This window comes from Paraburkholderia sp. BL27I4N3 (assembly GCF_003386115.1).
Taxonomy (GTDB): domain Bacteria; phylum Pseudomonadota; class Gammaproteobacteria; order Burkholderiales; family Burkholderiaceae; genus Paraburkholderia.
The window spans coordinates 4,182,353-4,196,689 of record NZ_QREJ01000001.1 but is presented as its reverse complement, the minus strand read 5'-3'; the positions used below and the strand labels follow the sequence as shown (position 1 = coordinate 4,196,689).

General features: G+C 62.5%; 12 protein-coding genes. 7 read left to right on the top strand and 5 right to left on the bottom strand.

Annotated elements, in window-relative coordinates; all coding sequences use genetic code 11:
• The first annotated feature begins 17 nt into the window (after positions 1–17).
• Positions 18–896 carry a patatin-like phospholipase family protein gene (locus tag B0G71_RS18975; RefSeq protein WP_116118652.1) on the top strand — a complete coding sequence of 293 codons (879 nt, stop codon included), beginning with the start codon at positions 18–20 and terminating at the stop codon, positions 894–896.
• A 95-nt stretch (positions 897–991) separates the two neighbouring features.
• Here B0G71_RS18975 and B0G71_RS18970 read toward each other — a convergent pair whose 3' ends face one another.
• Positions 992–2,005, bottom strand: coding sequence for a D-2-hydroxyacid dehydrogenase family protein (locus B0G71_RS18970; RefSeq protein ID WP_106283965.1), 1,014 nt, complete (start codon positions 2,003–2,005; stop codon positions 992–994).
• 376 nt (positions 2,006–2,381) lie between these two features.
• Here B0G71_RS18970 and B0G71_RS18965 point away from each other — a divergent pair, with 376 nt between their 5' ends.
• Positions 2,382–4,238 (top strand): phosphoenolpyruvate carboxykinase (GTP), encoded by a 1,857-nt coding sequence (locus tag B0G71_RS18965; RefSeq protein WP_116143390.1) that lies wholly within the window; start codon positions 2,382–2,384, stop codon positions 4,236–4,238.
• 45 nt (positions 4,239–4,283) lie between these two features.
• Here B0G71_RS18965 and B0G71_RS40975 read toward each other — a convergent pair whose 3' ends face one another.
• Positions 4,284–4,514, bottom strand: coding sequence for a hypothetical protein (locus tag B0G71_RS40975; protein ID WP_147308689.1), 231 nt, complete (start codon positions 4,512–4,514; stop codon positions 4,284–4,286).
• A gap of 59 nt (positions 4,515–4,573) precedes the next feature.
• Between B0G71_RS40975 and B0G71_RS18960 the strand changes: the two genes are divergently transcribed.
• The gene (locus B0G71_RS18960) at positions 4,574–5,677 is read left to right on the top strand and encodes a LysR family transcriptional regulator (protein ID WP_106283963.1); all 1,104 of its coding nucleotides are present in this window, start codon (positions 4,574–4,576) and stop codon (positions 5,675–5,677) included.
• A 160-nt stretch (positions 5,678–5,837) separates the two neighbouring features.
• On the opposite strand, the gene B0G71_RS18955 is transcribed toward B0G71_RS18960, so the two are convergent.
• From B0G71_RS18955 to dprA, 3 genes are all read right to left on the bottom strand, one after another.
• Positions 5,838–8,507 carry a DNA topoisomerase III gene (locus B0G71_RS18955; RefSeq protein WP_116143388.1) on the bottom strand — a complete coding sequence of 890 codons (2,670 nt, stop codon included), beginning with the start codon at positions 8,505–8,507 and terminating at the stop codon, positions 5,838–5,840.
• Between the two features lie 250 nt (positions 8,508–8,757).
• Entirely contained in the window at positions 8,758–9,135 is a 378-nt protein-coding gene (locus B0G71_RS18950) for a thioredoxin family protein (protein WP_116143386.1), read from the bottom strand.
• A 68-nt stretch (positions 9,136–9,203) separates the two neighbouring features.
• On the bottom strand, positions 9,204–10,499 hold the full coding sequence (gene dprA / locus B0G71_RS18945) for a DNA-processing protein DprA (RefSeq protein WP_116143384.1): 1,296 nt from the start codon (positions 10,497–10,499) through the stop codon (positions 9,204–9,206).
• Between the two features lie 241 nt (positions 10,500–10,740).
• Here dprA and def point away from each other — a divergent pair, with 241 nt between their 5' ends.
• The 4 genes from def to htpX all read left to right on the top strand — a co-directional run bounded on the left by def (position 10,741) and on the right by htpX (position 13,982).
• Complete coding sequence (gene def / locus B0G71_RS18940) at positions 10,741–11,244, top strand: peptide deformylase (protein WP_106283999.1); 504 nt, start codon at positions 10,741–10,743, stop codon at positions 11,242–11,244.
• A 31-nt stretch (positions 11,245–11,275) separates the two neighbouring features.
• Positions 11,276–12,265: a methionyl-tRNA formyltransferase gene (fmt, locus tag B0G71_RS18935; protein WP_116143382.1), complete on the top strand. Its 990-nt coding sequence runs from the start codon at positions 11,276–11,278 to the stop codon at positions 12,263–12,265.
• Positions 12,266–12,379: 114 nt separating this feature from the next.
• Entirely contained in the window at positions 12,380–13,021 is a 642-nt protein-coding gene (locus B0G71_RS18930; RefSeq protein WP_116143380.1) for a LysE family translocator, read from the top strand.
• 103 nt (positions 13,022–13,124) lie between these two features.
• On the top strand, positions 13,125–13,982 hold the full coding sequence (gene htpX, locus B0G71_RS18925; protein ID WP_116143378.1) for a zinc metalloprotease HtpX: 858 nt from the start codon (positions 13,125–13,127) through the stop codon (positions 13,980–13,982).
• The last annotated feature ends 355 nt before the right edge of the window (positions 13,983–14,337 follow it).

Here is a 14,337-nt window from a genome sequence, read left to right as displayed (position 1 = left end):
TTAGAGGAAAAACCAGGATGTTCGATCAGGTCGTATTCGCCGGCGGCGGCAATCGCTGCTGGTGGCAGGCGGGTTTCTGGGATGTGATCCAGCCGGAGCTGCGGATCCGGCCGCGTGTCATCACCGGTATTTCGGCCGGCGCCGCGACTGCGTGCATGCTCTACACGCGCGATTCCGACTGGGTCATGCGCTATTACGAAGAGGCGCTGCGCCACAACACCCGCAACGCCTACTGGGGCAATCTGCTGCGCGGCGAGTCGGTGTTTCCGCATTACCGCATCTACCGTCAGGCGCTGCTGGACATCTACGGCGAGAAGTTTTCGACACTCGCCGATGCGCCGGAAATCCGCATCGGCGTATCGCATCTGCCGCGCTGGCTTGGCGCGCGCAGCGCGGTCGCGGCCGGCCTGATCGCGTACAACATCGAAAAATACGTGCGCAAGACGCTGCATCCGACACTTGGTCAGACGCTCGGCTTTCATCCGGAATTCGTGCGTGCACAGGATTGCGCGAGCGTCGAGGATCTGGCGGATCTGATTTTGCAGTCATCGAGCACGCCGCCGTTCACGCCGGTTTTGCGACGCAACGGCCGGCCGGTGCTGGATGGCGGGATGGTCGACAACGTGCCGGTCGGCGCGCTCGACGCCGAGGCGCCGGGCAACGTGCTGGTGATGGTCACCCGCCTCTATCCGCGCCCGCAGATGTTCGTCGTGCCGCACGGCGTGCAGCAACGGCTTTACGTACAGCCGTCGCGCAAGGTGCCGATTTCGAGCTGGGATTACACGAGTCCGTCACAGATGATCCACGCGTACAACCTCGGCCGTGCCGACGGCGAGACCTTCCTCGAACGTGTTCCCGATCTATTGGAAGCCGGCGCGCACGAAGCGGTACGGTGAATTGAGCGGTAGCGGCGGCGCGAAGCCAAACGGCGATGAGCGCGTCGCACGAATTCGCACGGCGCGCTTATCGCCCCAAAAAACGCAGTGGTTTTTTAACGCCGACGGCCGCCCTGCAAGGCTTCCGGATTCGCCACGCTGCTCGTATCGCCGGCGTCGAAAGCCAGAATGTTCTTGAATGCGGCGGTGAAATACTGCTCGTAGCTTTCGCGCTCCACATAGCCGATGTGCGGCGTGCAAATCACGTTTTCCATGCGCAGCAGGCTGTAGCCCTGCAGAATCGGCTCGCTTTCGTAGACGTCGATCGCGACCATGCCCGGACGGTTGTGCGATAGCGCATTCACCAGCGCGTTGTCGTCGAGCAACTCGGCCCGGCTCGTGTTCACGAGCAGCGCGGTCGGCTTCATCCGCATCAGGTCTTCCTGTTTGACGATGCCGCGCGTGTCGTCGTGCATGCGCAAATGCAGCGACAGCACGTCGCTCTGCTCGAACAGCGCCTCGCGGCTCTCCGCGACACTGTACCCGTCAGCGCGAGCGGCTTCGCGCGAATGCTCGCGGCCCCAGATCAACACGTTCATGCCGAATGCCTTGCCATAACCGGCCACCAGCCTGCCGATCTTGCCGTAACCCCAGATCCCCAGCGTCTGGCCACGCAATACCTGGCCCAAACCGAAGTTCGGCGGCAGCGCCGACGTCTTCAGGCCGGACTGCTGCCAGGCTCCTTGCTTAAGGTTTGCTACGTATTGCGGAATCCGCCTTTGGGCGGCCATGATGAGAGCCCACGTCAACTCAGCAGGCGCGAACGGTGAGCCGGTGCCTTCCAGCACGGCAATGCCGCGCTCGGTACACGCGTTCAGATCGATGTGGCTGGAAACCTTGCCGGTCTGACTGATCATGCGCAAACGCGGCAATTTATCGAGGAGTTGCGAGCTGATGCGGGTGCGTTCGCGAATCAGGACGAGGGCGTCGACTTCCGAAAGACGGCTTGCCAATTGGCCGAGACCGCGAACGGTGTTGTTGAAGACCTTGACCTCATGGTCGGCCAGCAATTGAAAGCAGTCGAGCTTGCGCACGGCGTCCTGATAATCGTCGAGGATGGCAATCTTCATGGTATGTGTCTTACGACGCACCTTGGTGGTGCGGAACGGAGTGTTATGCTGACTGTCCCACCATGTGACCTAGGTCACATGCCGGTCTGGCTGAATGCCTTACCGTAGTAGCTACCGCACAGAATGGCAGCGCCACGGCAAGGCCGATTGACATCGTTTTTAACAGTTTGTTGCGTGTTGAGGCAAGCCGCTTTACAGACGGTTGCAGAAGCCCGTCGGCCGGCGCCTCCGCTCACAGGCTGTGTGGCCCGGAACGACCTGCACAATTGCGCGTCGGGTGGCAGGCACCCGGCGTGAAGAATTGAATGCCTCTCGCATGCAGCGTCTCTGGGCTTGTACCGTTTTTTCTATTGTTTTTCAAAACGGAGACAAGTCGATGAACCACCCCTCATTCGAAGGACAGCCTACTATCGAGGCGCCCGCGTGGGTCAAACACCGAAAGCTGCTCGACTGGGTCCAGCGCGTTGCCGCCAGGACCAAGCCGGACAGGGTCGTCTGGTGTGACGGTTCGCAGGAAGAATACGACCGGCTTTGTGCACAGATGGTCGAAGCAGGCACACTCAAGAAGCTCAATCCCGCCAAACGCCCCAATTCTTATCTGGCATGGTCCGACCCGTCCGATGTGGCGCGCGTCGAAGATCGCACCTTCATCTGCTCGCAGCGTCGCGAAGACGCGGGCCCCACCAATAATTGGATCGCACCGGCCGAAATGCGCTCGACGCTCGACGGCCTGTTCGAAGGTTCCATGCGCGGCCGCACGATGTATGTCGTGCCGTTTTCGATGGGCCCGCTCGGCTCGCCGATCGCGCACATCGGCGTTGAATTGAGCGACAGCCCGTACGTGGTCACCAACATGCGCATCATGACGCGCATGGGCCGCAAGGTTTACGACGTGCTGGGCGACGACGGCGAGTTCGTGCCGTGCGTCCATTCGGTCGGCGCGCCGCTAGCGGCCGGCGCGAAAGACGTTCCGTGGCCGTGCAACGAAACCAAATACATCGTCCATTTCCCGGAATCGCGCGAAATCTGGAGCTACGGTTCGGGCTATGGCGGCAACGCGCTGCTTGGCAAGAAGTGTTTCGCGTTGCGCATCGCCTCGACCATGGGCCGCGACGAAGGCTGGCTCGCCGAACACATGCTGATTCTCGGCGTGACCTCGCCGGAAGGCCGCAAGCATCATGTCGCGGCGGCGTTTCCGTCGGCGTGCGGCAAGACCAACTTTGCAATGCTGATTCCGCCGGAAGGCTTGAACGGCTGGAAAATCTCCACGATCGGCGACGATATCGCCTGGATCAAACCGGGCAAGGACGGCCGGCTGTACGCGATCAATCCGGAAGCCGGCTACTTCGGCGTGGCGCCGGGCACGAGCGAGAAGACCAACTTCAACGCCATGGCCACGTTGAAGGAAAACGTGATTTTCACGAACGTTGCGCTTACCGACGACGGTGACGTCTGGTGGGAAGGCATGACAGACGATGCGCCCGCACACCTGATCGACTGGCAAGGCAAGGACTGGACACCCGCCAGTGCAAAGGAAAGCGGCCGCAAGGCGGCGCATCCGAACGCGCGCTTTACGGCGCCGGCCTCGCAATGCCCGTCCATCGACCCCGACTGGGAAAACCCGGCGGGCGTCGCGATCGACGCGTTCATCTTCGGCGGGCGCCGCTCCACGACGGTGCCGCTCGTCACCGAAGCGCGCAACTGGGTGGAAGGCGTCTACATGGCCGCGACCATGGGCTCCGAAACGACCGCCGCCGCAGCCGGCCAGCAGGGCGTGGTGCGCCGCGACCCATTCGCGATGCTGCCGTTCTGCGGCTACAACATGAGCGACTACTTCGGTCACTGGCTGAAAACCGGCGAGCGTCTGGAGCAACTGAACGCGAAGCTGCCGAAAATCTTCTGTGTCAACTGGTTCCGCAAGGGCGCGGACGGCAAGTTTGTATGGCCGGGCTTCGGCGAGAACATGCGGGTGCTGAGCTGGATGGTCGGCCGGATCGAAGGCTCGGCTCACGGTGAGGAACACGCGTTCGGCGTGTCGCCGCACTACGAGGACCTCGACTGGAGCGGGCTGAATTTTAGCCGCGAGCAGTTTGAGCAGGTCATTTCCGTCGACGACGCAGCCTGGCGCGCGGAATTCGCGTTGCACGCCGAGCTGTTTGACACATTGCAGCAAGGTCTGCCGCCTGCGCTGACGGAGGCCAAACGCGCGCTCGAAGAGAAGCTCGCAGCCTGATCAGGTGAGTGTTCACTTCGCACGGAACCGCCTTCGGGCGGTTTTTTATTGCCGCCCGTCCGCATGAGGAGCTTCTTGGTTTTGCCACGCCGGCGACCATTCCGTCTGTTCGAACAAAAAAGGCAGTTCAAGCTGCACTGCAGCAGATTGTTTCTTTTTCAGGAACAATTCCTGATCGTGCCCCACACTGGGGAGCACAGTCGCACAAATATTGACAATATTTCCGCTTTCGCGGGCAACTTCTGCACGATTCCGCGAGTCGTAGGAGAATTCCAAGTTCGCTTCGCTGGTTTTCCCCGATTGTCAGGAAGCTGTAACACGGCAGGAGTTGTCCTATGGATCATTTGCAGTCGATGCGAGTTTTCGTCAGAGTGGCGGATCTCGGCAGTTTTGCCCGCGCTGCGAGCGCGATGGATATTTCCAACGCAGTCGCGACCCGACACGTTGCGGACCTCGAAGGCCGTCTAGGTACGCGGCTGCTCAATCGCACCACCCGCAGCTTGTCTCTGACCGAATCAGGTCAGGTTTATCTTGAGCGCGCGCGCCAGATTCTCGACGAACTGGAAGACGTCGAGCAGATGGTGGTGGCGCGCAATCACGAACCCGTCGGCACGTTGCGAATCGTCGCGCCGGTCGTGTTCGGGTTGCACAATCTGGCGCCCGTGCTCCAGACGTACGCGGAGCGTTATCCGAAAGTCATTCCCGATGTCACGCTGGTCGACCGTCAGGTGGATCTGGTCGAAGAAGGCTTCGACGTGGGCGTGGTGATCGCGCGGCAAATGCGCAGCGCAAGTATTGTCACTCGGCGTCTCACCACCGGTTGCATGACGGTGTGCGCCACGCCGGCTTATCTCGAGAAGCACGGCATGCCGACGCGTCCGGAGCATCTGCTGGAGCATCCGTGCCTGAGCCTGCCGTCCGAATATTGGGGCGACGAGCGCGTGTTCACCGGCCCGGAAGGCGAAGTGCGCGTGCGTCCGGCGAACGTGATCGTCGCGAACAATACGGAAATGCTGCGTCAGTTTGCGTTGCTCGGCATGGGCATCGCGATCCTGCCGAGCTATCTGATCGGCCGCGACATGACGCGTGGTCGCCTCGTGCGTCTGCTCGGCGATTACCGGTTGCCGCAGGTCGAGATCAACATTGCGTATCCGAGCCGCCGTCACTTGCCGGCCAAGGTGCGCACGTTTATCGACCATCTGGTTGAGCATTTCAGCCAGACCCCGAACAGCTTGCTTGGTGAACAGTGGATCAAGGAGGACGGCCTCGGCCGGGCCGCCACGACGACGGCGCTCGATTCCGCGGACGCCATGCCGCCGGAAGCGTTCGACGGCGCTGAGCCGCTCTCACGCCTGCTAGACAGCGAGTTATCGCCGCTGCCCAAGACGCTGGCCAAGACGACACCTCGCACACGGCCCACGGCTTTGTCGCCGCTGTAAGTCGCGAATCGGGCGAGCCTGCAAAGCCGCTGATAAGCGCTTTCGCCGGACAAACAAAAAGGCGCGGTCACGTTATGTGATCGCGCCTTTTTTCATTGCAAGCTCAAATTAGGCGAGCCGGAAGCGAATCCTCTTCCGGCCTTCCCGCGACCAGTTCGACTTACGAGCCGGTTTTGCGCGCCACCGCTTTCTTGGCGGGTGCTTTCTTGGCCGCAGCGGTCTTGGTCGCCGGCGCTTTTTTCGCCGCCGTCTTCTTGGCTGCCGGCGCGGCCTTCACGGCCACTGACACTTCGTCGTCCTCCGACTCCGCTTCCGGGGCAGCCTTCGCAGCCGACTTCGCCGCTGCGGTCTTCGCGGCAGTCTTCGCCGACGGCTCCTTCTTCTCGAACTCGAAACCGATCTTGCCGTCGTTCTGCTTGACGAGGAACGCCTTGAAGTTGCGGCCGGTACGCGACGACTTGAAGTTCGTCAGCAGATCCGTGCGGCCTTCTTCGAGCAGCTTGGCCATCTGTTCGCGAGCAATTTCTTGCTGCAGGATCACCTTGCCCGAACGGAAGTCACAAGTCTTCGGATTGGCGACCGAGTTTTCGCAGACGTAGCTCATGCCGTGCTCGAACACGCGGCCCTTGCATTTCGGGCACGCGCCCACCGGTTGCTGATCGGAGAAGTCAGGCGGTTCGCCGTCTTCGCCGCCCGCATCCTGGCCGAAGTCGAATTCCAGCTTGTAGTTCTTGATCTCGTCATCGAACGACAGCTTCAGGATCGCCGAGAAGGGGCGGCCCATCTTGCTGCGGAAACCCGAAAGCGGACCGATCGTCTTGTTCTGCAGCAGTTCTTCGACTTCCGGAATTTCGAACTGACGTCCGCCCGGAATTTTCGAAATCGAGAACTCGCATTTCGAGCAGGCAAAGCGTCGGTAGTTTTCCTTCACCTGACCGCCGCAATTCGGACAAGGCGTCTGCAACGTCGCGTAATCGCCCGGGATCGTGTCGGAATCGTACTCTTTCGCGCGCTTGACGATGGTCTGCGTCATGCGGGCGATTTCCTGCATGAACGCGTCGCGCGGCAGGTTGCCGCGTTCCATTTGCGAGAGCTTGTACTCCCACTCGCCGGTGAGTTCGGGCGCCGTCAGTTCCTTCACGCCTAGACCGCGCAGCAGCGTCATAAGTTGGAAAGCCTTGGCGGTCGGAATCAGATCGCGGCCTTCGCGGATCAGATACTTTTCACCCAGCAGACCTTCGATGATCGCCGCGCGCGTGGCCGGCGTGCCGAGCCCCTTGGCCGCCATGGCTTCGCGCAGTTCGTCGTCTTCGACGAGCTTGCCCGCGCCTTCCATGGCCGACAGCAAGGTTGCTTCGTTGTAGCGTGCGGGCGGTTTCGTCACCAGCTGCTGGGCGGCGATCTTGTCGGTCTTGACCTTTTCGTCTTTCTGCACCGGCACGAGGTTCGCGTCTTCGCCGCTGATCTCGCGGCCGTAGACTTGCAGCCAGCCGGGCTCGACCAGCACCTTGCCTTCGGTCTTGAAGTGATGGCCGACCACTTCCGTGATCCGCGTCGTCACCTTGTATTCTGCTGCCGGGAAAAACACCGCGAGGAAGCGCTTCACGACGAGGTCGTAGAGCTTCTGTTCGGGTTCCGACAGATTCTTCGGCGCCTGCAGGGTCGGGATGATTGCGAAGTGGTCGCTGATCTTCGAGTTGTCGAAGATGCGCTTGTTCGGCTTCACCCAGCCCTTGTCGAGCACCTGCTTGGCATACGGCAGATAGTTGTTGCTCTCCTTGAGCATGCCAAGCGTCTCTTTGACCGTATCCAGGTAGTCTTCCGGCAGCGCGCGCGCGTCGGTACGGGGATAGGTCAGCACCTTGTGCTTTTCGTACAGTGCCTGGGCGAGGCCCAAGGTGTTCTTCGCCGAGAAGCCGAAGCGGCCGTTGGCCTCACGCTGCAAGCTGGTCAAATCGAACAGCGCCGGCGACAGTTGCGTGGACGGCTTCGATTCTTCCGTCACCGTGCCGATCTGGCCACGGCAGGCGGCGACGATCGTTTCGGCCGCGGGCAGCGCCCACAGACGCGAATCGCGTTTTTCCGGATCGAACTCGTCGCGCTTGAATTTTGGATCGAACCAGCGGCCTTCGTAGAAACCGGCCGCGCAGACGAACTCCGCTTTCACTTCCCAATAGTCGCGCGGCACGAAGCGGCGAATCTTCTCTTCGCGCTCGACCACGATCGACAGCGTGGGCGTCTGCACCCGCCCGACCGTGGTCAGGAAGAAGCCGCCGCCTTTGCTGTTGAACGCGGTCATGGCCCGCGTACCGTTGATGCCGACCAGCCAGTCCGCTTCCGAGCGGCAACGCGCCGCATCGGCGAGCGGCTGCATCTCTTCGTCGCTGCGCAGGCGGGCGAAGCCGTCGCGGATCGAGCCCGCCGTCATGGATTGCAGCCACAGGCGCTGCACCGGCTGCTTGGCTTTCGCGTGCTGCGCGATCAGGCGGAAAATCAGCTCGCCCTCGCGCCCCGCGTCGCATGCGTTGATCAGACGGTCTACATCTTTGCGCTTGAGCAGTTTGGTCAGCACCTTCAGGCGCGACTCGCTCTTGGCGATCGGGTTCAGATCGAAGTGCGGCGGAATGACGGGCAGATTGGCGAAACTCCACTTGCCGCGTTTGACTTCGTAGTCTTCAGGCGCGGCAATTTCCAGCAGATGGCCGACTGCCGAGGAAAGGACGTACTCGTCGCTCTCGTAGTATTCGTCATGCTTGGTAAATCCGCCCAAAGCGCGCGCGATGTCGTTCGCGACGGAAGGCTTTTCGGCGATGATCAGTGCTTTGGACATGACTCGATGTGAGGTTGGTAGATCAGGGTTGATGGCCGTGAGTGCGCTTCTGTTAGCGCTACCCTCGTTTGCGACCTTTGCGACCCATTAACGACCGCTTTATAGCACACGGCGCGCGACCGGCGTGTCAAGTGCCATAAAAAGCGCGAATTCATAATCGCGTGCTCAGGCATTGGGCAAGCCGGCGCCAACGCCTTATACATCGCACGCAACGCCCGGGCCGCCGGGCTTGCAAGCTGGCCAGCCTGAATCAGGCAACCGCCAGCGCGGGCCGCAGTTTCGGCGCACCGCTCACGCCGGGCACGGCCGTCAGATCAGACAACATCCGTTCCACAATCGCCGCTTGCGGCAAAACCGTGCCGAAGAATCGCGTCGTAACCGAATCTTCGATCAGGATGGTCGGAAAGTTCTCCACATCCAGCTCCTCGAACCGGTCCGCATGCGTCTCTATATCGATCCATGCGAAACAGATGTCCGGGTGCCGGTCGGCCAGCTTGTCAAAAGCGTCCTGATACTCGCGGCAGGTCCCGCACCATTCCGCGCACAGGCAGGCCACGAACAGCGTTTCGGGTTCGTTGACGCGCTCGGCGATCCGGTCTTGGTCGGTGTCGAGGTTTAGCGCGGGCATCAGGGTTCCTTGCGTACTTTTGTCAGGTGCTTTGGCGCGAATGTAGCATGGCCGATCGTGAATGGTGGTCAACTCTGATCAATGCCGCGTTGGCCGTGGCTTGCCCGCATGAAGCGGCCGCCGGGCAGCATGGTCACCTGGCCGGCGAGTTCCAGTTGCAGCAAGGCAGTTTGCAGGTCCGCGTCCTCCATCTCGGTACGGGTAGCGAGAATTTCAAGCGTGGTGGGCGAATGGCCGAGCGCGGCGAGGAGGCGCTGTGCTTCGGGATTGGCCGGTGGGCAGGGCGGGGCGGCGGCCAATGCTGCTTCTCCGGAGTCAGCCGGAGACGCTTCTGTCGGCTGAGGCGCTGCCGGGTCCGCTCGATCCGCGTCCGCGGCGCTGCGCGCGGGTCTGTTTCCCAAGTCGGCGCGGCTCCAGAAGGTGGCGTGCGCCGAACTTGAACCCGAACCCGCTTGCGGAGCCGCCCGCCGCGCGAAACCCAGTTCCTCCAGCACTTCGTCCGGCGTTTCCACCAGCTTCGCGCCTTGCTTGATGATCCGATGACACCCGCGCGACAGTGGCGCGTGAATCGAACCGGGCAATGCGAAGATATCGCGTCCCATCTCGTTGGCGAGCCGCGCCGTGATCAGCGAACCGGATCGCATCGCCGCTTCGACGATCACCACGCCGCTGACGAGGCCGGCGATCAGACGGTTACGCTGCGGAAAATTGGCGGCGCGCGCGGGCGTGCCGAGCGGCCATTCGGAGAGAATCGCGCCCTGCACCGCGATCTGCCGCGCGAGCGCGTGATGCGCGGCCGGATACACGAGGTCCGCGCCGGTACCGATTACGGCCACCGTGCCACCGATACCTTCCAGGCCGCCCCGATGCGCGGCGCCGTCGATACCGAGCGCGAGCCCGGAGACGACGGTCACACCGGCCACCGACAGCTCGCGCGCGAATCGCTCCGCGTCTTCGACGCCTTGCGGCGTCGCGCTGCGACTCCCGACAAGGGCGACCGCCCGCGTGTGCAGCAGGTTCAACCGGCCCTTTATATATAGCAGGGGCGGCGGATCGGGCATGGTCAGCAGTGCCGGCGGATAAGCGGGGTCGTCGAGCGTCACGACCTGATTGCCGGGTTGCTCGCGCCACGCGATGACCGCGTCCAGCTGGGCGTCGAAATCGGGACCTGTCGGCGCCAGCGCTGCGCGTGCCGCGGCCTCGCCGGCAATCTCGGCGAGCGCCTCGGGTGCTTGCCCGAATATCGCTTCAGGCAACCCGAAAGCGCCGAGCAATAAGCGCAGCGCTGCGGGTTTCAGACCCGGCGCGAGCGCAAGCCGCAGCCAGGCGGCAAGTTCAATATGGGTTGCAGGCAAAGTGTGCATTGCGGGTCGATCCTCCTGCAGGGCCAGCGGGCAGGCGGGCGCCATGCTAAAATTTTCATCATCCGAAATAACCGCAGCGCCGCGCCCACCCGCGCGGGCTCGTCGTCTGGCGCCGTGGCGCGTTGAATCGAACCGGTTCGACACCATCTATCCTCTGCGCAACGCGACGGGCTCACAACCTGGCCGAAAGGCCAACGAACCTTCAACGGGTCGGCGGCGCCCGAAAATCACACTCGAGATCATGGCTTTACTCAACATCCTCAATTACCCGGACAAACGGCTGCACAAGATCGCCAAGCCGGTCGAAGTGGTCAACGACCGCATCCGCCGCCTCGTCAAGGACATGGCCGAAACCATGTACGCCGCCCCGGGCGTCGGCCTTGCCGCGACCCAGGTGGACGTGCACGAGCGCGTGATCACGATCGACGTGTCGGACGACCACAACGAACTGCTCGCCTTCATCAACCCCGAAATCATCTGGTCGAGCGACGAAAGAAAGCTGTCCGAAGAGGGCTGCCTCTCGGTGCCGGGCATTTACGACAACGTCGAGCGTGCGGAGAAAGTGCGCGTGCGGGCGCTCAACGAGAAGGGCGAAACCTTCGAGATGGACTGCGAAGGCCTGCTTGCGGTGTGCATCCAGCACGAAATGGATCACCTGATGGGCCGCGTGTTCGTCGAGTACCTGTCGTCGCTGAAGCAGACGCGCATCAAGAGCAAGATGAAGAAGCTCGCCCACGCGATGTAATGCGCGTTCACCTCGCCTACCGCCCCCGTTCATGAGTCATTCGTTGCGCGTCATCTTTGCCGGTACGCCGGAGTTCGCCGCGGCCGCGCTGGCCGCGATTCACCGCGCCGGGTTCCATGTACCGCTCGTGTTGACCCAGCCGGACCGGCCCGCCGGGCGCGGCATGAAGTTGCAGGCGAGTCCGGTCAAGCGCTACGCGCAGGAGCACGGACTGGCCGTCGCCCAGCCGCCTTCGCTGCGTCGCGCCGGCAAATATCCGGCTGAAGCCGCTGCCGCGATCGACCAACTACGCGCTACGCCGCACGATGTCATGGTGGTCGCCGCATACGGCCTGATCCTGCCGCAGGAAGTGCTCGATATCCCGCCGCTCGGCTGCATCAACATTCATGCGTCGTTGTTGCCGCGCTGGCGTGGCGCGGCGCCGATTCATCGCGCGATCGAAGCGGGCGACGCCGAAACCGGCATCACGCTGATGCAGATGGATGTCGGCCTCGACACGGGCGCGATGATCTCCGAAGCACGCACCGCGATTTCCGCCGACGACACCACGGCCACGTTGCACGACCGTCTCGCGCAGGACGGCGCGAAGCTGATCGTCGAGGCGCTGATCGAACTCGAGCGCACCGGCAAACTGGCGGCAACGCCGCAACCCGCGGAAGGCGTGACCTACGCGGAAAAGATCGGCAAACACGAAGCCGCGCTCGACTGGCGCCGCCCGGCGGACGTGCTCGCGCGCCAGGTGCGTGCGTTCGATCCGTTCCCCGGCGGTGTAGCCACGCTTGAAGACGGCTCGTCCATCAAAATCTGGGCCGCTGTTGCAATCGACGGCGCAGCCGCCAGCAACGCGCCCGGCACGATCACCGACGTCTCCCCCGAAGGCGTAGTCGTAGCCTGTGGCGAAGGCGCGCTGCGTCTCACGCAATTGCAGAAACCCGGTGGCAAACGCCTGCCGGTGCGCGAATTTCTGGCTGGCTCGACGCTGGCTGCGGGGCAGCGCTTTCAACTTCCCGAAGCAAAGTAACACCGCTGCGTATGTCCTGAACATCGTCCATTCGGCCGATGTTCGAGACCCCGCAGGACAGGCCTGCCGCGCGTAGAATCCTTCATGTAACGGCCCCGGATTTTGAGGATTCACATGTTCGGCATTACCCATTTCGAGTTTTTCGTCGTCGCGGTCTTCCTTCTAAACGTGACGCCCGGTCCCGATACGGCTTATATCGTCGGGCGCAGCGTCGCTCAAGGCCGCGGCGCGGGTCTCATGTCGGCGCTCGGCATTTCCGCCGGCTGCTGCGTTCACTCGCTGGCCTGCGCGTTCGGCTTGACCGCGTTGCTGGCTGCATCGGCCACCGCATTTACGGTCATCAAGTTCGTCGGCGCTATTTATCTGATGTACCTCGGCGTGCGTTTGCTCTTTGCCAAGCCCGCTGTCGTTGATGCCGCGGGCGAAGCGCGCGCAGCCGGCGCGCCCAGGTCGCTGCGCCAGCTTTTCCTGCAAGGCTTCTGGACTAACGTGCTGAACCCGAAGGTCGTGCTGTTTTTCGTGTCGTTCTTCCCGCAATTCGTGACGACCGGCAGCGATCACAAAGCGCTCGCTTTCCTCACACTGGGTGCGGTGTTCGTCATGATGAGCATGGTCTGGAACAGTTTTGTCGCGTGGATCGCGGGCAGTGTGACGCGGCGTTTCTCTGGCCGGGCGGCGGTGAAGAAGTGGTTGGATCGCGGAGTCGGCAGCGCTTTTGTCGGCCTCGGTATCAAGCTCGCCACTGCGTCAAGATGATTGAATTTTCCTGACGCGCCCATATCTAACATTTAGCTTACAATCGGGCGCAGCGATCACGCGGCGCAGATATGAACCCGCGTTAGGGCAAGGAGTTGCAGACATGTTCAATTGGGTCAAAACCGCGATGTTGATGGCCGCGATCACGGCCCTTTTCATCGTGATCGGCGGGATGATCGGCGGGTCGCGCGGCATGACGATCGCGCTCGTGATCGCCCTTGGGATGAATTTCTTTTCGTACTGGTTTTCGGACAAGATGGTCCTGCGCATGTACAACGCGCAGGAAGTCGACGAAACCAGTGCGCCGCAGTTTTACCGCATGGTGCGCGAACTGTCCACACGCGCCGGCCTGCCCATGCCGCGCGTGTACCTGATCAACGAAGACGCGCCGAATGCGTTCGCCACCGGCCGCAATCCGGAACATGCGGCGGTCGCCGCCACCACCGGCATTCTGCGCGTGCTGTCCGAGCGCGAAATGCGCGGGGTCATGGCGCACGAACTCTCGCACGTGAAGCATCGCGACATTTTGATCTCGACCGTTTCGGCCACCATGGCCGGCGCGATTTCCGCGCTGGCGAACTTCGCGATGTTCTTCGGCAGCCGCGACGAAAACGGCCGTTCCACGAATCCGATCGCGGGCATCGCCGTCGCGCTGCTGGCGCCGATCGCGGGTGCGCTGATTCAGATGGCGATTTCGCGCGCACGTGAATTCGAAGCCGATCGCGGCGGCGCGCAGATTTCCGGCGACCCGCAGGCGCTCGCTTCGGCGCTCGACAAGATCCATCGTTACGCGAGCGGAATTCCGTTTCCGACAGCCGAGCAGCATCCGGCCACCGCGCAGATGATGATCATGAATCCCCTGTCGGGCGGCGGCATCGCGAATCTGTTCTCTACGCACCCGGCCACCGAGGAACGCATCGCGCGTTTGATGGAAATGGCGCGCACGGGGCGCTTCGAATAACGCTGCGCATTCCTTGCGCGGTGTGAGGAAAAAGGCGAGTCTGCGGGCTCGCCTTTTTATTTCGGCGCAAGGGCGTGAGCGGCCGATGCGCTGCGTTATCACGAGAGAATTCACTCTGTTCGCCAGGCGCCTAGGGGACCGCGCCGCATCGTTGAACCTGCGCTTGGCCCCCCGGCCTTTGCAGCCACCGTGGATTTGCAATCTCTACGCTTGCACGCTGCCCGCGGACTCGTGCGCCGCGTTACGCCACGTCCGCGCCGATATATCCAACCCGCGCTTCAATCCCACTCCTTCCCGCTCGCCTCAGATCCGCGATCACCACGCTCACAGACCGCCCGTCGGCCCGCGTCGCGCG